At 74.7% G+C, this 17,819-nt stretch carries 23 protein-coding genes; 13 read left to right on the top strand and 10 right to left on the bottom strand.

Annotated elements, in window-relative coordinates; genetic code table 11:
* Positions 1 to 119: 119 nt before the first annotated feature.
* Positions 120 to 614, bottom strand: coding sequence for a phosphoribosyltransferase (locus ACI78T_RS07535; RefSeq protein ID WP_456557469.1), 495 nt, complete (start codon positions 612 to 614; stop codon positions 120 to 122).
* A gap of 26 nt (positions 615 to 640) precedes the next feature.
* On the opposite strand from ACI78T_RS07535, the gene ACI78T_RS07530 reads away from it, so the two are divergent.
* The gene (locus ACI78T_RS07530) at positions 641 to 1,108 is read left to right on the top strand and encodes a hypothetical protein (protein WP_456557468.1); all 468 of its coding nucleotides are present in this window, start codon (positions 641 to 643) and stop codon (positions 1,106 to 1,108) included.
* Positions 1,109 to 1,110: 2 nt separating this feature from the next.
* On the opposite strand, the gene pucL is transcribed toward ACI78T_RS07530, so the two are convergent.
* The 3 genes from pucL to uraD all read right to left on the bottom strand — a co-directional run bounded on the left by pucL (position 1,111) and on the right by uraD (position 2,928).
* Positions 1,111 to 2,013, bottom strand: coding sequence for a factor-independent urate hydroxylase (gene pucL / locus ACI78T_RS07525; RefSeq protein WP_456557467.1), 903 nt, complete (start codon positions 2,011 to 2,013; stop codon positions 1,111 to 1,113).
* Positions 2,014 to 2,116: 103 nt separating this feature from the next.
* Positions 2,117 to 2,434: a hydroxyisourate hydrolase gene (gene uraH, locus ACI78T_RS07520; protein ID WP_456557466.1), complete on the bottom strand. Its 318-nt coding sequence runs from the start codon at positions 2,432 to 2,434 to the stop codon at positions 2,117 to 2,119.
* Entirely contained in the window at positions 2,431 to 2,928 is a 498-nt protein-coding gene (gene uraD / locus ACI78T_RS07515) for a 2-oxo-4-hydroxy-4-carboxy-5-ureidoimidazoline decarboxylase (RefSeq protein WP_456557465.1), read from the bottom strand. The genes uraH and uraD overlap by 4 nt, the downstream gene beginning before the upstream one ends.
* Before the next feature lie 47 nt (positions 2,929 to 2,975).
* Between uraD and aceB the strand changes: the two genes are divergently transcribed.
* The 6 genes from aceB to ACI78T_RS07485 all read left to right on the top strand — a co-directional run bounded on the left by aceB (position 2,976) and on the right by ACI78T_RS07485 (position 9,088).
* On the top strand, positions 2,976 to 4,544 hold the full coding sequence (aceB, locus tag ACI78T_RS07510; protein WP_456557464.1) for a malate synthase A: 1,569 nt from the start codon (positions 2,976 to 2,978) through the stop codon (positions 4,542 to 4,544).
* A 77-nt stretch (positions 4,545 to 4,621) separates the two neighbouring features.
* Entirely contained in the window at positions 4,622 to 5,881 is a 1,260-nt protein-coding gene (locus ACI78T_RS07505) for a DUF6986 family protein (RefSeq protein ID WP_456557463.1), read from the top strand.
* 34 nt (positions 5,882 to 5,915) lie between these two features.
* Complete coding sequence (locus ACI78T_RS07500) at positions 5,916 to 6,563, top strand: DUF5701 family protein (protein WP_456557462.1); 648 nt, start codon at positions 5,916 to 5,918, stop codon at positions 6,561 to 6,563.
* Between the two features lie 96 nt (positions 6,564 to 6,659).
* Entirely contained in the window at positions 6,660 to 7,670 is a 1,011-nt protein-coding gene (locus tag ACI78T_RS07495; protein ID WP_456557461.1) for an anti-sigma factor RsbA family regulatory protein, read from the top strand.
* A 51-nt stretch (positions 7,671 to 7,721) separates the two neighbouring features.
* Positions 7,722 to 8,579 carry an SDR family oxidoreductase gene (locus tag ACI78T_RS07490; RefSeq protein ID WP_456557460.1) on the top strand — a complete coding sequence of 286 codons (858 nt, stop codon included), beginning with the start codon at positions 7,722 to 7,724 and terminating at the stop codon, positions 8,577 to 8,579.
* A 5-nt stretch (positions 8,580 to 8,584) separates the two neighbouring features.
* On the top strand, positions 8,585 to 9,088 hold the full coding sequence (locus ACI78T_RS07485; RefSeq protein WP_456557741.1) for a MarR family winged helix-turn-helix transcriptional regulator: 504 nt from the start codon (positions 8,585 to 8,587) through the stop codon (positions 9,086 to 9,088).
* Positions 9,089 to 9,184: 96 nt separating this feature from the next.
* Here ACI78T_RS07485 and ACI78T_RS07480 read toward each other — a convergent pair whose 3' ends face one another.
* From ACI78T_RS07480 to ACI78T_RS07470, 3 genes are all read right to left on the bottom strand, one after another.
* Positions 9,185 to 11,017 (bottom strand): diguanylate cyclase domain-containing protein, encoded by a 1,833-nt coding sequence (locus ACI78T_RS07480; RefSeq protein WP_456557459.1) that lies wholly within the window; start codon positions 11,015 to 11,017, stop codon positions 9,185 to 9,187.
* A gap of 62 nt (positions 11,018 to 11,079) precedes the next feature.
* Positions 11,080 to 12,093: an ATP-dependent DNA ligase gene (locus ACI78T_RS07475; protein WP_456557458.1), complete on the bottom strand. Its 1,014-nt coding sequence runs from the start codon at positions 12,091 to 12,093 to the stop codon at positions 11,080 to 11,082.
* A gap of 144 nt (positions 12,094 to 12,237) precedes the next feature.
* A complete protein-coding gene (locus ACI78T_RS07470; RefSeq protein ID WP_456557457.1) occupies positions 12,238 to 12,762 on the bottom strand; it encodes an NUDIX domain-containing protein in 525 nt (174 codons plus the stop codon).
* A 38-nt stretch (positions 12,763 to 12,800) separates the two neighbouring features.
* Here ACI78T_RS07470 and ACI78T_RS07465 point away from each other — a divergent pair, with 38 nt between their 5' ends.
* The 3 genes from ACI78T_RS07465 to ACI78T_RS07455 all read left to right on the top strand — a co-directional run bounded on the left by ACI78T_RS07465 (position 12,801) and on the right by ACI78T_RS07455 (position 15,046).
* Entirely contained in the window at positions 12,801 to 13,292 is a 492-nt protein-coding gene (locus ACI78T_RS07465) for a DnaJ family domain-containing protein (RefSeq protein WP_456557456.1), read from the top strand.
* 111 nt (positions 13,293 to 13,403) lie between these two features.
* Positions 13,404 to 14,051 (top strand): hypothetical protein, encoded by a 648-nt coding sequence (locus ACI78T_RS07460; protein WP_456557455.1) that lies wholly within the window; start codon positions 13,404 to 13,406, stop codon positions 14,049 to 14,051.
* On the top strand, positions 14,048 to 15,046 hold the full coding sequence (locus ACI78T_RS07455; protein WP_456557454.1) for a hypothetical protein: 999 nt from the start codon (positions 14,048 to 14,050) through the stop codon (positions 15,044 to 15,046). The genes ACI78T_RS07460 and ACI78T_RS07455 overlap by 4 nt, the downstream gene beginning before the upstream one ends.
* An 8-nt stretch (positions 15,047 to 15,054) precedes the next feature.
* On the opposite strand, the gene ACI78T_RS07450 is transcribed toward ACI78T_RS07455, so the two are convergent.
* Together ACI78T_RS07450 and ACI78T_RS07445 are read right to left on the bottom strand one after the other, a co-directional pair.
* Positions 15,055 to 15,423 (bottom strand): nuclear transport factor 2 family protein, encoded by a 369-nt coding sequence (locus tag ACI78T_RS07450; protein WP_456557453.1) that lies wholly within the window; start codon positions 15,421 to 15,423, stop codon positions 15,055 to 15,057.
* 13 nt (positions 15,424 to 15,436) lie between these two features.
* Entirely contained in the window at positions 15,437 to 15,859 is a 423-nt protein-coding gene (locus tag ACI78T_RS07445) for a hypothetical protein (RefSeq protein ID WP_456557452.1), read from the bottom strand.
* Positions 15,860 to 15,945: 86 nt separating this feature from the next.
* Between ACI78T_RS07445 and ACI78T_RS07440 the strand changes: the two genes are divergently transcribed.
* Positions 15,946 to 16,728, top strand: coding sequence for an MmyB family transcriptional regulator (locus ACI78T_RS07440; protein ID WP_456557451.1), 783 nt, complete (start codon positions 15,946 to 15,948; stop codon positions 16,726 to 16,728).
* Positions 16,729 to 16,731: 3 nt separating this feature from the next.
* Here the strand turns inward: ACI78T_RS07440 and ACI78T_RS07435 are convergent, their stop codons facing one another.
* Positions 16,732 to 16,866: a hypothetical protein gene (locus ACI78T_RS07435; RefSeq protein WP_456557450.1), complete on the bottom strand. Its 135-nt coding sequence runs from the start codon at positions 16,864 to 16,866 to the stop codon at positions 16,732 to 16,734.
* A 107-nt stretch (positions 16,867 to 16,973) separates the two neighbouring features.
* On the opposite strand from ACI78T_RS07435, the gene ACI78T_RS07430 reads away from it, so the two are divergent.
* Positions 16,974 to 17,546 carry an NADPH-dependent FMN reductase gene (locus ACI78T_RS07430; RefSeq protein ID WP_456557449.1) on the top strand — a complete coding sequence of 191 codons (573 nt, stop codon included), beginning with the start codon at positions 16,974 to 16,976 and terminating at the stop codon, positions 17,544 to 17,546.
* Between the two features lie 91 nt (positions 17,547 to 17,637).
* Positions 17,638 to 17,799 carry a hypothetical protein gene (locus ACI78T_RS07425; RefSeq protein ID WP_456557448.1) on the top strand — a complete coding sequence of 54 codons (162 nt, stop codon included), beginning with the start codon at positions 17,638 to 17,640 and terminating at the stop codon, positions 17,797 to 17,799.
* Positions 17,800 to 17,819 lie beyond the last annotated feature (20 nt).

Here is a 17,819-nt window from a genome sequence, read left to right as displayed (position 1 = left end):
CGGCGGCGGTGGGGGGCTTCCCACCGCCGCCGCCGTCAATCCACGGCAACGACGCGTTCGGCCACCCTTCAGGGGCCCGCGGCGAGCCTGCGAGTCGTGGGGGGAAGGGTGGTCCTTCTTCAGTGGGCGGGGCGGCCGCTGCGGCGGACGACCGGCGGCAGCACCGACCACGGGAAGTCGATCCACCGGTCGGTGCGACGCCAGACGTAGTCGCACTGCACGACCGACTGCGGCTTCTCGTAGATGACCGCGGTGCGCACCTCCGCGACGTAGCCGGTGCAGAAGTCCCGGACCAGCTCGAGCGTCTTGCCGGTGTCGGCGACGTCGTCGGCCACGAGCACCTTGCTGCCGGTGATGTCCACCCGGTCGAGGGTCGGCGGCAGCACGACCGGCAGGTCCAGCCGCTGGTCGACGCCGGTGTAGAACTCCACGTTCATCGTGAACAGGTTCTTCACGTCGAGCGCGTAGCCCAGCGCCCCACCCAGGAACAGGCCGCCGCGGGCGATGGACAGGATGAGGTCGGGCTCGTAGCCGTCGGCGGCCACCTGCTCGGCCAACTCGCGGCTCGCCGTCCCGAACAGTTCGTAGGTCAGGGTCTCTCGCTCGCCGGTCACGGTCGCGATGGTGGCAGGCTGCTCGCATGAGGCGTTCGGCGGCATCCGTTCTCCGCGCGGCCCGGCCCTGGCTCGTCGGTCTGCTCGCCTTCCACGCCCTGGTGGCCGTGGCCGGCCGGGTCACCGCGTGGCGGAGGAACGAGGGCGACGAGTCGTCGACGTCGATCCGGCGGGTGCTGACCCACAGCGGCCTGGAGCTGCGCCCGCGGAACCCGGATCTCTCGCGGCTCCGGGTGGACATGGGCATGGCCGGCGCGGAGATCGACCTGACCGGCATCCCGCGGTCCGACCACGGCATCGACGTCACGCTGCGGGTGCTCATGGGCGGCGCGGCGGTGCGGGTGCCGGCCGACTGGCGGGTGTGGTGGCGGTTCCGGGGCGTCGGCGGCATGGGCGGCGACGGCGTCGCCCAGCGCACCCACGACGAGCACGCCGCGGACGTGCGGATCCACGCGATCGCCGTCTTCGGCGGCATCGGCGTCGAGGCCGGCTGAGCTCAGCAGAAGCCGGCGGTTCCCTGCCAGGCGACGCCGGCGGGCGGGGCGTCGTCGCGCAGCACCGTGCCCTCGATGAGCCCGTAGGGGCGGTCGTCGGCGTGGTAGACGACCGCGCCGCCCTCGGGGGTGTTCTCCAGCCCGTAGGCGGAGAGGTCCTGCAGGAAGTGGTGCTTGTTGGGCATCGACATCCGGATCTCGGCGACGTCCGGGAACTGCTCCAGCACCGCCTCGCCCATCGCGTACAGCGACTGCTGGAGCGCGAGCGAGTGCGTGGACGCGAACGTCTCGAGCAGCGTGGTCCGGACGCCGGCGAAGCACGCGTCGAAGTCGACGTCCGATCCCGTGTAGCGCCAGCGGGCGGTCACGGCGGTGGCCAGGATCCGGTCCGTCGTCTCGGCGAGGGTCGTGTACCGGTCGCGCGGGAAGCCCCAGAACTCCGAACCGGTCGTCTTGAGGACGACGAGGTCGCTCAGCCCGGCGAGCACGTGGGCGTCGTCGCCGTCGACGGTGACGACGGCGGTGCGGACCTCGGCGCCCGCCTTGCGGAACGCGTGGTCGTGCTCCGCGCCGCCGACGGCGATCCGGTCCCAGCCGTAGGACTCCACGGCCACGCGTGCGCCGGTGATCCAGTCGTAGGAGCCGGCGAAGTGCCGGGCCAGCCGCAGGCCGAACTCCTCGGGCGTCCCCACGCCGTCGCGGGCGAACGCGAAGACCGTGTTCTTCTGCGCGTCCGTGGTGAGGACGTGCGCGTTGTCGCCCGCGGTGTGCGCGGCGGTGAAGTCGCCGCGCAGGCTGGAGCTGACGTTCAGGTCCCAGAAGGTGTGCCGCGGCTCGCTGCGGTCGACCGCGACGACGCGGACCTCCGCCTTCCCGTACTGGTTCGGTCCGAGCACGATCGCCATGCGGGCACCCTCCCCTGCGCAGATGTCACGGATGTTGCCAAGCGGCCCCTCTGCAGGGTCCCGCGCCGAGCGTGCGAGGCGTGGGGGGCAGAGGGGTCCTTTCTTACGAGCCGCGGTAGGTGGAGTACGCGAACGGGGAGAGCAGCAGCGGCACGTGGTGGTGCTCGGCCGGCTCGGCGACGGAGAACGTCAGCACCACCTCGGGCCAGAACGCCTCGCGGTCCTGCTCGGCGAACCACTGGCCGGTGGCGAAGACCAGCCGGTGCGTGCCCAGCGCCGTCGCGTCCTCGGTCAGCCGGCAGCGGCCGTCGTGATCGGTGACGCCTTCGGCGATCAGCTCCTGGTCGGCGTACAGCCGGACGGCGATCCCCGCGGCCGGCCGCCCCAGCACCGCGTCGAGCACGTGCGTCGAGACGCTCACGAGACCAGCGCCTTCACGCGGAGCGCGGTGATCTGTGCCAGCTGCTCGGTCACCTCGGCGCGCTCGGCGTCCTCGTCGTTGCCCAGCCGCCGCTCGAGCTCGGCCAGCATCTCCTCGGGCGACCGTCCGGAGGCGCGGATCAGGAAGACGTGGCCGAAGCGCTCCTCGTACCGGCGGTTGCCGTCCAGCAGCGCCTGCCGGGTCGCGTCGTCAGCGCCGGACACGGAGCTCTGCTCCCGCCGCGAGGACTGCGCCTCCGCCGACGAGCCCTCGACCCGGTCGCCGATCCGCGGGTGCGCGGCCAGGGCGATGGCCACGTCGTCCCAGGGCAGCGCCCGGGCGACCTCCTCGGCCCGCGCCACCAGCGTCTCGACGTCCCGGTACGGCCGTCCGGCGGCCACCTCGGCCGCGAACCGCGGCGCCGCGTTGCAGGCCCGGAGGGACTGGACCGCCTGGTCCGCCGGCTCGTCGTTGAACTCGTCGAGGCTCGCCACGGTGAGAGGATGCCAGCTCGGCCGGTCGAGGGAAGGTGCGGCGAGTGGTGGACGTGCGCGTGGAGGGCCCGCCGGTCGAGCGGGGCGAGGAGATCCTGACCCCCGAGGCGCTGCACTTCGTCGCGGATCTGCAGTCCCGGTTCGGCACCCAGCGCGACGCGCTGCTCGCCGCCCGCGCCACCCGCCGGGCCGAGATCGCCGCTGCCCGGCGGATCGACTTCCGCCCCGAGACGGCGGCGATCCGCGAGGGCGACTGGCAGGTGCCCCCGCCCCCGCCCGGCCTCGTCGACCGCCGGGTCGAGATCACCGGCCCCACCGAGCCGAAGATGGCGATCAACGCGCTGAACTGCGGCGCGAACGTCTGGCTGGCCGACCTCGAGGACGCCAACACCCCGCACTGGCGCAACGTCGTCGGCGGGCAGGTCGTGCTGAAGGACGCCGTCCGCCGCACGCTCTCCTTCACCAGCCCCGAGGGGCGCGAGTACCGCCTGCGGGACGACGGCGAGCTGCCCACGATCGTGCCGCGCCCGCGGGGCTGGCACCTGCCCGAGCGGCACCTGCTGGTGGACGGGCAGCCGTCGGTCGGCGCCCTGGTCGACGCCGGCCTCTACCTGTTCCACAACGCGCGGGAGCAGCTCGACCGCGGCAGCGGGCCGTACTTCTACCTGCCGAAGATGGAGGGCCACCTCGAGGCCGCGCTCTGGAAGCTGGTCTTCGACCACGCCGAGCAGGTGCTCGGCCTCCCCGCCGGTTCCATCCGGGCGACCATGCTCATCGAGACCATCCCGGCCGCGTTCGAGATGGAGGAGATGCTGCACGAGCTCGGCCCCCACGCCGCCGCGCTCAACGCCGGCCGCTGGGACTACCTGTTCAGCGTCATCAAGGTCTTCCGCGACGCCGGCCCCGAGTTCGTCCTGCCCGACCGCGGCGCGGTCACGATGACCGCGCCGATGATGCGGGCCTACACCGAGCAGCTGGTCGCCGTCTGCCACCGCCGCGGGGCCCTGGCGATCGGCGGCATGGCGGCGGCCATCCCCAGCCGGCGTGACGCCGAGGCGAACGAGCGGGCGCTGGCCAAGGTCCGCGAGGACAAGACCCGCGAGGCCGGCGACGGGTTCGACGGCTCGTGGGTCGCGCACCCGGACCTGGTCGGCGTCTGCCGGGAGGTCTTCGACGGCGTCCTGGGGGAGCGGCCCAACCAGCTCGACCGGCTCCGGGACGACGTCCGCGTGGCTCCCGAGCAGCTGCTCGACGTGGCGGGCGTGCCCGGCGAGCGGACGATGGCCGGCCTGCGGGCCAACGTGGAGGTGGCGATCCGCTACCTGGCGGCGTGGCTGGCCGGCAACGGCGCCGTGGGCATCCACGGCCTGATGGAGGACGCCGCCACCGCCGAGATCAGCCGTTCGCAGGTGTGGCAGTGGATCAACGCCGGCGTCCAGCTCGACACCGGCGAGACGGTCACAGGGGAGTTGGTCCGCCGGGTCATCGACGAGGAGGTGGCCGGGATCGGCGAGCTGGACCGGCTGGACGACGCCCGGCGGCTGTTCGAGCAGGTGGCGCTCGCCGACGAGTTCCCCGACTTCCTGACCCTGCCCGCCTACGGGCTCGTGGAGTGAACCGTGAGAACGGCGGGCGAGCGAGCATCGCAGGGAGCGCCGGCGACCGAGGAGCGGAACGAGCCCGGAGTCGAACAGTGAGTGGCGCCCTGCCCGAGGACCTGTACGCCCAGCTGGACCGGCTGCTCACGCCGGGCGACGCGCTGCGGCTGGCCCGCTACCCGGGCGAGTGGCCGCAGCGGCAGCCGGTGCACACCTGCTACGTGCCCGCCGACGCCGTCGTCCCCGGCCTGGCGGCGTCGTGGGGGAGCGCGGCACTCGAGGCGCTCGACGAGCACGGCCTGCCCGACCTGGGCCTGGACGCGGAGCTGGTCGAGCAGGTGCTGCCCCGGGTGCGGCACAAGCTGGCCACCGAGGCGATCGAGGACCTGCGCGTCGACGCCGAGGACGGCTACCGGGGCGGACCTGACCACGAGGACGACGACGTGCTGCGCGCCGGGGCGGTCCTGGCGGCGGACGTGCAGGCGGGCGCGGCCCCGCCGTCGGTGGGCATCCGGGCGAAGTCGCTGGAGGCGCCGACGCGTCGTCGCGGCGTCCGGTCCCTCGACCTCTTCCTCGGCACCCTGGCCGGGCAGGGCCCCGGCCGGGCGGTGGTCACGCTCCCGAAGGTCACCGACGTCGACCAGGTGAAGGCCTTCCTCACCGTCCTGGAGGCGCTGGAGGGCGCCCACGACGTCGCCCTCGACCTGGAGCTGCAGATCGAGACCCCGCAGGCGGTCCTCGGCCCCGACGGCACCGCGCCGCTCGCCCGGATGGTGCACGTCGCGGGCCCCCGCCTGGTCGGGCTGCACTACGGCACCTACGACTACAGCGCCTCGCTCGGGATCTCCGCGGCGTACCAGGCCGCGAACCACCCGGCGGCCGACTTCGCCAAGCACCTCATGCAGGTGGCCGTCGCCGGAACCGGCGCCCACGCCGTCGACGGCTCGACAAACGTGCTGCCGGTCGGCTCCCGCGAGCACGTGCACGAGGCGTGGCAGATCCACGCGCACCTCGTGCGCCGCGCCCTCGTGCGCGGCTTCTACCAGGGCTGGGACCTGCACCCGGCGCAGCTGGTCACGCGGTACACGGCCACCTACGCCTTCTTCCGCGCCGCGCTCCCGGCGGCGGCCGGACGGCTGGCCGCCTACCTGGACCGCGGCGACGGCGGGGTGCTCGACGAGCCGGCGACGGCGCGGGCGCTCGCGGCGGTCGTGCTGCGCGGGCTGGACTGCGGCGCCCTCGACGACGAGGACGTCCGTGCCGCCGGTGGGCCGGATCGGCCGGTCCTCGATAGTGTTGCTGGCCGGCGGCCAGGGGGAGCCGAAGTGGTCGCCGATCGCCGTCCGGCCCGCTGACGACGTCCGGTGGGCCGCCCCGAGAGGTCCTGCGATGAGCGCTCTTCCCGTCGCCGCCTGCCCCACCGAGGCGGAGCTCGAGTTCGACCGCCAGGTCGACGCGCTGGTGATGACCGGCCTGCCCGAGGCCATGGAGCTGGCCGAGGCCTGCTTCCGGGCGTGCGCCGAGCCGCTGCGCGACCTGCTGCCCCCGGTGACGGGGGACGTCGGCCGGATCCCGTTCGTCGTCGTCTTCCCCGGCGTGCCGGTCGTGCCGGTGCTGGAGACCGTGCACACCCTCGGCGGGACGGGCTTCACCACGATGTCCCCGGAGGAGCTGGCCGCCTTCCGGCCGCTCCCGGAGCTCGGCGTCCCGGCGAGCCCCTACCTGCTGCTCGACGTCGACCTCGGTGCCGACACCGTCGACGTCCCGCCCGGCGAGGTCCTCCCGCGGATCACCACCGCCGGGCGGTCTCCGCTGACCGTGGCCGAGGGGCTGGCCCTGCTCGTGTCCGACCCGGGCGTCCTGAGCAGCCGCGGCTGCTTCTCGGTCGCCGGTTCGCGGGCGGGGGACCAACGGGTCCCCGCGTTCTGGATGAGCGCCCGGCGGCCGCGGCTGGGCTGGTGCTACCAGGGCGCGCCGCACGCGTGGCTCGGCACGGCGTCCTGCGCCGGTCGCGTCGGCGAACCGCACGTCATCTGATCGGGGCGCCCCGGATGCGGACGGGTTGCGCCGATGGATCAGAATGAACGCTCATCGACCGGCACCGACCCGGTCTCGACACCCCACGGAGAGCTGGTGGACCGGTCTGCGACGGAGTGCTCGTCGACCGTCGTGCCCAACCAGCGCGCCGGGGACGGGACCCCGGCGGTGAGCCACGGCCACTGCGGTGCCCTCGTCGCCACAGAGTCGGAGCTCCTCGGTGTGGCGCTGCCCTTCCTCGACGAAGGGCTGCGCGCCGGCGACCTGGTCGCCCTCGCCTGTCCCCCCGACACCGTGGCGCTGTTGTCCCGCGAGCTGGGCGCCCGGGCCGCCGAGGTCGAGTCCGAGCCGCGGTTGAACCTGCTCGGATCGCGGGCGCCCGACGCGCTGACGGCGTGCGCCAGGTTCATGGAGCGCGCCAGGACGTCGAGTTCCGGTCGCCTGCGCGTGCTCTCCGAGGTCGACTTCGGTCCCGACCCCGCGGACTGGCGCGAGGGTCAGCGCTTCGACGCGGTGACGAACCGGCTGCTGGGCGCCGAGCCGATGGACATCGTCTGCGTGTACGACCGCCGTCGGCTCGACCCGTCCGTGGTGGAGAGCGTGAGGGCGACGCATCCCACGCTCCTCCACGCCGACGGGCGGTACGAGCGCAACCCGGACTTCCAAGACCCTGGCTCCTACGTGCCGTCGCTGCCCCTGCCGCGGGAGCCGGTCGAGGACGGCGAGCCCGTGTTCGCGGTCGACGACGCCCGCACCCTCGCCGGTCTCCGGCACCAGCTGGGGGCGACGATCGCCGAGCTCGTGCCCGACCGCGAGCAGCAGGAGGACCTGCACCTGGCGGTGAGCGAGATCGCGGCGAACGCCTTCCGGCACGGCACCCGCCCGGTGTCCGCCCGGGTGTGGGCGGGCAGCGACCGCATCGTGTGCGTCATCTCCGACCGGGGCACGTCCTACGGCGACCAGCTGAGCGGTTTCGTGCCCGCGCACGGTTCCGACCTGTCCCGTGGGGGCATGGGCCTCTGGCTGGCCCGCAAGCTCTGGGACCACGTCGACGTCATCCCGGGCCCGGACGGCCTGAGCGTCCGGCTCAGCACCCGCCTCCGCTGAGCCCACGCGTCGCTGCTTGACGCGCAGATTCCTCACTGCTGAGGTACCTGGGTGATCGTGGTGACGGCGGCCGGCGGCGCCACCGGCTCGGCCGTCGTCCGGGCGCTGTGGTCGCGGGGGCGCCGGGTCCGGGCCCTCGTCGGTGGCAGCCAGGAGCACCCGGAGCTCACCGCGCTGAGTGCCGACGTCGTCGCCACCGATCTCACCGATCCAGCCGCGGTCGAGCCGCTGCTGGCCGGGGCCGAGGCGCTCTACCTGATCTGGCCCAACTTCGACCGGGGCGAGACCGCCGGCGCGACCGCACTGCTCGCCGCGGCCCGCCGGGCCGGCGTCGGGCGCGTCGTCTACCACTCCGTCCTCCGTCCGCAGGCGCGCGCGATGCCGCACCACGCGGCCAAGGACCGGGTGGAAGAGGCGCTGGACACGAGCGGGCTGCGCTGGCGGGTGCTCCAGCCGTGCGCCTACGCCGACAACCTCGACGGGCAGCTGGCCGGCGTCGCGGCGACGGGGACCTTCCGCAGCCCGTGGGGGCTGGCGCAGGCGCAGTCACTGGTCGACCTGCGCGACGTGGCCGAGGCCGCGGCGGTGCTGCTGACCGAGGACGGCCTGGACGGCGGCACGTTCGAGGCCGTCGGGCCCGACCCGCTGACCGCGCCCCGCATCGCCGAGCTGCTCGGCACCTGGCTGGGCAGGGAGGTGGCCGCGGTCGACGCCGTCCCGGACGGACCGGTGCCACCGGCCGACGACTACGCCGCCCACTGCGCCCGGCTGATGTTCGACCACTACCGGGCGCACGGCTTCACCGGCAGCCCGCGCGTGCTCGAGGCGCTGCTCGGACGGCCGGCCCGGACGTTCGCCGACCACCTCGCCGCGGTGGAGCTGCCGAGCGCAGCCGGAGAACTACGGTGAGCGACATGCGGGACGCCGTCGACCTGATCCTCGCCCAGTGGGCACGGGAGCGGCCGGACCTCGACTGCTCGCCGATGGGCATCATCGGGCGGATCACCCAGCTCCAGCGCGAGGTCTTCCTCGCCCAGCGGACGACGTTCGCGCGCTACGGCCTGGACGCGCCGTCCTTCGACGTCCTGGCAGCGCTCCGGCGGGCGGGCGAGCCGTACCAGCTCACGCCGACCGCGCTGATGCGGACCGCGCTCGTCACCTCCGGCGCCATCACCCAGCGGCTGGACCGGCTCGAGGAGAAGGGCCTGATCACCCGCGAGCGCAGCGAGGCCGACGGCCGGGCGGTGGTGGTGACCCTGACGGCCGCGGGACGCGCCGCCCTGGACGCCGCGCTGCCCGACCACCTGGAGACCGAGCGGGAGCTGCTGGACGGGCTGTCGGAGGGCGACCGCGAGCAGCTGGCCGCTCTCCTCCGCCGGCTGCTGGTCGCCCGGGGGCGGGTGCCGCAGGAGCCCTAGGTCGGGAATGCCGCTCCCGTGCGCATCCGAGCGGGAATCGGCGCGCGGATTGCCGCGCGCAGACGTATCCGGGCGTGGACGGCCGCCCGACCGGGCTCAGCGGGTGAGGGCGTCCAGCAGGCTGCGGGAGTCCTTGCCCGAGCGCTTGGCGCGGTACATCGCGGTGTCGGCGGCGTGCAGCAGCGTTTCGGCGGTGTCGCCGGGTGCTCCGAGCGCCCCGCCGATGCTGGCGGTGACCGACACGGTGGTGCCCGCGATGGACATGGGCGCGCGCAGGGCCGCCAGCAGGCGGTCGGCGACGTCGCGCAGGCGCTCGCCGTCGGCCTCGGTCAGCAGCACCGCGAACTCGTCGCCCCCGAGCCGGGCCACGACGTCCTCGGCCCGGACGTCGGCGGTCAGCCGCGCCGCCACGGCGAGCAGCAGCTCGTCACCGGCCGCGTGGCCGAGGCTGTCGTTGACGGCCTTGAAGTCGTCGACGTCGACGAACAGCACCGCCGGCGGCGCCGCGGCGTCGATCGCCGCGGTGGCCGTGGCGAGCCGGTCGGAGAACGCGGCCCGGTTGAGCAGGCCGGTCAGCGGGTCGGTCTGGGCCTGGCGGCGCAGCTCGTCCTCGAACAGCTTGCGGTCGGTGACCTCGCGGAAGTTCACCACCCAGCCCTCGATGCCGATCGCGTCCACCCGGCCGCTGATCCGCATCTCCACCCAGCGGGTGCCGCCGGAGGCGTGCTGGACGCGGATGTCGGTGTCCACCACGCCGGACTCGATGTCGCCGGCGCTGCCGGCCTCGGCGACCGCGGCCCGCAGCCGCGGCTGGTCGCGGGGGTCGGCCAGGTCGATGGCGTTGCGGCCCAGGTAGTAGGCCGGCGGCCGGCCCAGCAGCGACTGCACGGCCGGGCTGATGTAGGCGATGGAGCCGGACGCGTCGACGATCGTGATGACGTCGGCGGCGTTCTCCAGGAGCAGCTGCAGCCGCGCCTCGCTGGCGGCCAGGGCGGCGCGGGTGCGCTCACGGTCGCGGTTGAGCGCGGTCAGCCGCCACAGCGCCATGCCGGTGAGCAGGGCGCTGCCGGCCCCGAGCACGTAGCCGGTCCCGCCGTGGCCGATCGTCCACAGGATCAGCAGCGCCGGGCTGATCAGCAGGGCGGCGCCGAGGCCGAGCACCCGGTTCGACGCGGCGTCCTGGTCCGACTCGGGACGGCGTCCCATGGCGGCCACGGCAGGGTGCCGGGCGGCGAGCACGAGGGCGGCGACCGCGAGCAGGGGCAGCGGGTCGATGAGCGGGGACTCCCGGAGGGTGCCCACGAACATGCGGCCGCCGTAGCCGACGACGGTCAGGACGGCGGCGGCGAACAGGGCCATCGTGGTGACCGAGCGGCCGCCGCGGGACATGGCGAGCGGGACGCAGACGATCAGCATGACGGCGGTCAGCAGCGGGGTGCCGATGCCCAGCTCGACGACGTCGGCGGACATCGAGTGCCGGTCGCCGGTCACCGCCAGCAGCGCCAGGCCGGCGGCGAGCAGCAGGGTCGCGGTGTCGATCCAGGCGGCCCGGTCGCGGCGGCGCCGCCCCCGGCGCACGACGCCCAGGGCGCCGACCACCATGGCCGCGTACGCCGCGATGTCGAAGCCCGACTCGACGACCCCGGCGGGGCCCTCGGCGATCCCGGCGAGCTCGAGGACCTCGGCGAGGCAGCTCAGGGCGAAGAAGGCCAGGCCCAGGCCGAGGCCCCGCCAGGCGACGACCAGCGGCGTCCGGTGCCGGTGGAGGGCCACCCGGACCCCGGCCAGGCCGAGCGCGAACAGGACGACCTCGGCCGCCGGGCGCCAGGGTCCCAGCGGGACGAACGTGACGGTGAGGGCGACGAGCAGCACCGCCAGCGCCGCGTGCTGCCAGGCGGCACGGGCGGTCGGGGCTGCGGAAACGCTCACGCCGTCCCATCGACACGTGCGGCGACGAGCTTGATCAACTCACCCCGGAGGGGGATGCGCCGTCAGGAGATGGGCGGCAGGTCCTCGGGGCGGAGATCGGAGCGCACGCGGACGAAGCGCAGCGGGTGCCGGAAGACGCCGGCCTGCAGGGCGGCGTCCGCGCTGACCTCGACGACAACCGTCGGGTCGACCCGGGTGAGCGCCACCGACAGGCGCCCACCCCCGAAGCGGCCGGTCCCGATGCGGTCGGGCCAGGGGTGCTGGCCCTCCGGTGGAGAGAGGACGGCAGCCAGCTCCGCGGACTGGCGGGGGTTGAGCGGGCTGGTGCGGCCGACCACCACCAGTTCGCCGTCCCGGTAGCGCCCGGCGACGAGCTGGCTCGGGGCGCCGATGGGTCCGATGACACCGCCGGCCAGCACCTCCGTCGTCTCCCACGACTTGACCTTGAGCCACTCCCGCCGGCCGGGGGCGTAGCGGGTGCCGGCGCCCTTGGCGACCAGGCCCTCGACCCCGGCCGGGCGGTAGTCGGTGAACCAGGCGCGGGCCTCGTCGAGGTCGGCGGTGACGGGGGAGAGCTGCATCGGGGGCGCCCACCGCGCGGCGAGGTCCTCGAGCACCGCCCGCCGGCGGGTCAGCTTCGTCGTCCGCAGGTCTGTGCCGCCGGAGGCGAGCACGTCGAAAGCGACGTAGGAGGCGGGGTGCGCGGCGGCCAGGGCGGCGATCCGGCCGGGGGAGGTTACGATCCGCTGCTGGAGCAGTCCGAAGTCCAGCCGCGAGCCGTTCCAGACGACGACCTCGCCGTCGAGCACCGTGCCGGGCGGCACCTGCGCCCGCGCGGCGGCGACGACGTCGGGGAAGCGGTCGGTCAGGTCGCGGCCCTGCTTCGACCACACGCGGGTCGAGGCGGCGCTCCGGACGACGACTAGCCGGTAGCCGTCCCACTTGGGTTCGTACAGGCACCCGCCGGGCAGCGCGTGCGGCGGCGGGATCTCGCGCACGGGCTTGGCCAGCTCCACCGCGACCGGCCCCGAGAGCTCGGGCGGGAGGCCCGGCAGGCCGGGGGCGGACAACGGCACCCGGTCAGCCTCCCGGCCGCCCGGCGCCAGTGCACGGCGGGGGACGACGGCATCACCCGAACGGGACCGGCGCTCCGCGTGCCGATGACCGACCGTGACCGCCGTCGAGACGTTCTCCGGCCGACACGGCCCTGACCTCGTCGATCACCCGGAGAGCAGCAACAGGCTGTAAGCGGCCAGGGAAGGGCTGTCGGTGAACCTGCCGTCGGCCACCATCGCCCGCAGCTCGCGCTCCGGGACGAACGCCGAGCGCATGTCGGCCTCCGACGCCTCGCGCGCGGTGGGCCCCGGCGTGAGTTCGGCGGCCCGCCAGACGTCGAACAGCTGCGTCGACAACCCGGGAGCGAGGTCGAGCCTGCCCAGGTGGTCCATCCGGCCGGCCCGGAAGCCGGTCTCCTCGGCGAGCTCCGCGCGGGCGAGCTCCTCCGGGCTCCCGTCCTGCCCCGGGGTCCAGGTGCCCTGCGGGAACTCCCAGCTCCGCCTGCCGATGGGGTGGCGGTACTGCTCGACCAGCCAGAAGCCGTCCCGGTCGGTGGGGAGCACGACCGCGAAGTGGGGGCGCTCGACCACCCCGTAGACGCCCGTCGATCCGTCGGGCAGCTCGACCACGTCCTCGCGCACCCGTGTCCAGGGGTTCCGGTAGACCTCTCGGCTGCTCGTCGTCCGCATGCCGCGAGCCTCGCAGACCGCTGGGACCATGGGAGGCGATGACCGAGCGCAAGCCACCCGGGATGTCCTTCGAGACGTGGGTGGGTCAGCAGATCTCGCAGGCGATGGCGAGGGGCGATTTCGAGGACCTGCCGGGCGCCGGCAAGCCGCTGCAGGGGCTCGACCGCGAGGAGACGGCCTACGACTGGGCGGTGGCCAAGGCCCGCCGCGAGGGGGTCGACACCGCCGCGATGCTGCCTCCCGGGCTGGCGCTCCGGCGGGAGCGGGACGAGCTGCCCACCCGCGTCGCCCGGCTGGCCTCGGAGGCGGAGGTGCGGGCGCTCGCCGAGGACTACAACGCCCGGGTCGAGGTGTTCTGGCGGCGGCCGCAGGAGAGCCGGTGGTCACCGGTGCCCGGCCTGGCCGACGTCGAGGTGCTGGTGGCGGCCTGGCGCGCGCACCGACCACCCGAGCCACCTCCGGCTCCCCGGGTGGAGGCAGCGCCCCCACGCCGGCGGCCCCGGCTCCGGTGGGCCCGCCGGCCACGGTGACCTGGCTGATCGCCGCCGGCCCGTATCCGGCGGCCGCTCACCGCTCTCTTGACCATGCCACCGGTCACGAGAACCGTGAGGGCTCTCGGCCATCGGCCGCAGGAGGTCGCCATGACCCGCCGCTCCCCTCTCCGATTCGCTCTCGGTCTCGCGCTGGCGCTGCCGCTCGCCGCCTGCGCGGGGGGCGGCCCCGGTGTCGAGGAGACCGCCGTGGAGGGCGGGGCCGCCTCCGCCGGCGTCGAGCCGCAGGACGAGACCCCCGACGACGGCAGCTCCGACGACGACGGCGGTGGCCGCGCCGGCGGGCCCGATCCTGTCGACGGCGGGGGAGGCCGGCCGGGCAACCCGTTCGACGTCGAGGCGTTCGAGCAGATCGGTCAGCCGGCCGATGAGTTCCTCCCGGTCGGCTACGCGTACTGCAGCGGCGGCCGGTGCACGCTGGTCGAGCAGTGGTACGAGTCCGATGACGTCGGCCTCTGCGAGGTCGCCGACTTCGCCTACGACCCGCCGGCACGACCGGAGGGGGCCCCGGCGTCCGACCAGTTCATCCAGCGCGGGACGACGGTCACCGTGTTCATCGCCTGCCCGCCGGAGGGTTCGGAGGAGTCAGAGGAGTCGACGGAGTCCGAGGGGTCGACCGAGACCGAGGGGTCGACGGAGACCGAGGAGTCGACGGAGACCACGGAGACGGAGGAGTCCACGGAGACGGAGGAGTCGACGGACACCGACGGGACGACCGAGGACGACTCGGACGGATGACCGCCACCGAGGACCGGACGGCGCCCTCGACCGACGGCCCGCCGCCGGCGGCCGGGCCCGCGGCGGAGGCGTCCCCGTCCTCCGCCCCGGCCGTCGCACCGGACGACGACGGTCTGGGCGCCGGCGAGGCGCTGCCGCGGCTGGTGCGGATCGCCGGCGAGATCGTCGCGCCGGCGACGCTGCTCACCGCCCTGCTGTTCCAGTTCGGCAGGCTGCACGCGGCCGGCTACTTCCGGCACTTCGGCGTGAACTTCACCGTCCTCGACCTCACGACCACCGACTTCCTGATCGTCGGGGCCGACGGGCTCTTCGTCCCGCTGGCCGGCGCGTGCGTCCTCGCGCTCGTGCTCCTCTGGCTGCACCGCCTGGTGCTCGGCCGGGTGCGCGCGGGCACCTACCAGCGCCTGTTCCGGGCGCTGGTGCCCGCCGCGGCGGTGACCGGCGCCGTCCTGCTGGGGCTGGCCCTGCTCGACCTGCTGACCTCGGTGCGGCTGTTCTGGGGCGAGTCCGAGGCGGCCGGGCTGGCGCTGGCGGTCGGCGTGCTCCTGCTGGTCTACGTCCTGCGGCTGGTCAGGCTCTCCTCCGACCACCCGCGTCCCCGGTCGGAGCAGGCCGAGCTGGCCGAGTGGGGCGCGGCGTTCCTGCTGGTGAGCGTCGGCCTCTACTGGGCGGTCGGCACGTACGCCTTCGGCGTGGGCACGGGCCGGGCGCTCCAGCTCCAGCGCGCCCTGCCCGCGCAACCGGCCGCCGTCCTCTACAGCGAGCAGAGCCTGAGCCTGACCGCGGACGGCGTGACCGAGGTGCGCTGCGCGGATCCCGACGCCGCCTACCGGTTCCGCTACGACGGGCTGCGGCTGGTGCGCCAGGCCGGCAACCACTACCTGCTGGTGGCCGCGACCTGGACCCGCGACACCGGGACCGCGGTGCTGATCCCCCGCGGTCCCGGTGTGCGGCTGGAGTTCCGGACGGCCCCGGCGGGCTCGTCCACCTGCTGATCGCCCGCTCAGGCGGCGGCGGGCACGCGGTCCAGGAAGCCCAGGACCGTCCGGATCCGTCCGCTGCCGTCCACGACGGCGACGTCGGAGCCGGCGACGGGCGCCTCCTGCCCCTCCGGGCCCAGCTCCCAGCTGAAGCGGAGCTGGTCGTGGTGGGCGTCGACCGGACCGGCGAGGCGGAAGACGAAGCCCGGGAACTGCTGGTGCACCGCGCCGATGGTGGCGTGGAGGGCGTCGCGGCCCTCGGCCACCACGAGCGGGTCGGTGTACCGGACGTCGTCGGCGAACAGGCCGGCCATCGCTGCCGTGCGGGCGGCGGGTTCGGTCTCGTTCCAGGCGGCGATGTAGCGGTCGGCGAGGTCGGGGGTGGCGGTCATGTGGGTTCCTCTCTCAGTGGTGGCGGCGGAGGCCGGTGATCTGGAGGACGGCGAAGCCGGCGACGACGGCTGCCTGCAGCGCGAGCCAGACGGCACCGACGGTGGTGGGGGAGCCGAAGCCGGTGACGACGGCGACGACGCTGCCGATCGCCCACAGCACGTTGGCGGCGACGACCGCCTCGACGGCTGCCGGGTTGATCCGCGGGCCGGCCCCGACCAGCCACACGGCGACGGCGTAGACGAGCAGGAAGGCGCCGACGCCGCGGAGCAGGCCCCCGGGCAGACCCAGCAGGTCGTCCAGGAGCGGTGCCGCGGTGAGGTAGGCGAGGCCGTTGGCGCCGGTGACGACCGCGTCGAGGCGGAGCGCCAGCCGGAGCAGGGAGCCGGATCGGGTGGAGGGGGAGACCGCGTGCGGCGCGGCGGTGGAGGTGGTCATGGCCCTACCGTGGCGCCGGGCCGGACGCCGGTCGATTACCTGGCGGGTAAGCGACAGAGCGGCCGGCCGTCGCTAGCGTCCCCGGCGTGACCTCGGTCCGGACGCGCCCCGCGGTGGGCGAGCTGCTGCGCGACTGGCGGCTGCGACGGCGGCTCAGCCAGCTCGACCTGGCCGGCGACGCCGGCGTCTCCACGCGCCACCTCAGCTTCGTCGAGACCGGCCGGGCCAGCCCCAGCCGCGAGATGGTGCTGCACCTCGCCGAGCAGCTGGAGGTGCCGCTGCGGGAGCGGAACGAGCTGCTGCTGGCCGCCGGGTTCGCCCCGGTCTACGGGCGGCGGGCGCTCGACGACCCGGACATGGCGGCCGTCCGCCGCGCCATCGACCTGGTGCTGGCGGCCTACGAGCCCTACCCGGCGGTCGTCGTGGACAGGTCCTGGCAGCTGGTGGCGGGCAACCGCAGCGTCGCGCTGCTCACCGACGGCGTCGCCGAGGAGCTGCTGGTACCGCCGGCCAACGTGCTGCGGCTCAGCCTGCACCCGGACGGGCTCGCGCCCCGGATCCTCAACCTGCCGCAGTGGCGCAGGCACGTGCTGCACCGGCTGGACCGGGAGGCGCAGCTCACCGGCGACCCGCAGCTGCGGGCGCTGCACCGCGAGCTGGCCGCGCTGCCCGGGGGCACCGACCGCACGCCGCCGGACGGCATCGCCGTCCCGCTCCGCATCCGGGCCGGCGACGACGTCCTCAGCTTCCTGAGCACGGTGACCACGTTCGGCACCGCGGTCGACCTCACGGCGGCGGAGCTCAGCATCGAGGCGTTCCTGCCCGCCGATCCGCGCACCGCCGAGGTGCTGCGGGAACTCTCGCCCTAGCGGTCAGCCGGGCTGCTGGTCGCCGTCCTCCTCTCGCGCCTCCTGCTCGCGGGTGGCCATGCCGCCGTGACCCCCGTGGTCGTGCTGGCCGGGGTGCAGGTTGTTCTCGTGCTCGTCGTCCTCGCGTGGCTCGGTCACCCGACCAGTTTCCCGCGCCACGCGTGAGCACGCTCACCCGGACGCCGGGACGAATGCGGGCATCGCGCGCTGACGAACGTTGCAACGACCAACCGGAGGAGCACGGCATGTCGCGACCCGTCCTGCAGGTGATCGCCGCCAGCACCCGTCCCGGCCGCAAGGGCCTCGCCGTCGCGCGGTGGATCCAGCGCCAGGCCGAGGCGCACGGCGGCTTCGACGTCGAGCTGGTGGACCTGGCCGAGGTGGGCCTGCCGGTGTTCGACGAGCCGAACCACCCGCGGCTGCAGCAGTACACGCACCAGCACACCCGCGACTGGGCCGCGACGGTCGCCCGCGCGGACGCCTTCGTCTTCGTCACCCCCGAGTACAACCACTCGCTGCCGGGCTCGCTGAAGAACGCTCTCGACTTCCTGTCCGTGGAGTGGGCCGACAAGGCGGCCGGCATCGTCTCCTACGGCGGTGTCTCGGCCGGCCTGCGCGCCGCGTCCGCCCTCAAGCCGGTCCTCGCCGCGCTGCGCGTGGTGCCGGTGGTCGAGGCCGTGTCGATCCCGTTCTTCGCCCAGTTCCTCGACGAGGACGACGAGTTCGTGCCCAACGCCGAGCTCGAGGTGGGCGCCAAGGCGATGCTGGGCGAGATCGAGCGCCTCACCGGCGCCCTGCGCACCCTCCGAGCCGCCTGAGCGCCGCGACTGCCGTGTTCGCCCGTGGCGAAGCGGGGGATCGGCGCGGTCGGGCGCGGGTAGTGCCGGGCCTGCCGACGAGGAGGCCGACATGACCGAGGTACCAGGCACCGACCGCGACCAGGCCCGGGAGAACGTGCTCGAGGAGACGCCGACGGCTCCGGAATCCGTCAAGGGCGCCGAGGGCGACCAGGACGGCGGGGAGGGCGACCAGGCCAAGCCGACCCCGGGCAGCACCGATCCGGTCACCTAGTCCGGACGCTCGTGCTCCGA

Source organism: Blastococcus sp. SYSU D00922, assembly GCF_054050495.1.
Note: the sequence above shows the minus strand (reverse complement) of the source record. Positions and strands in the feature narration are given on the sequence as shown.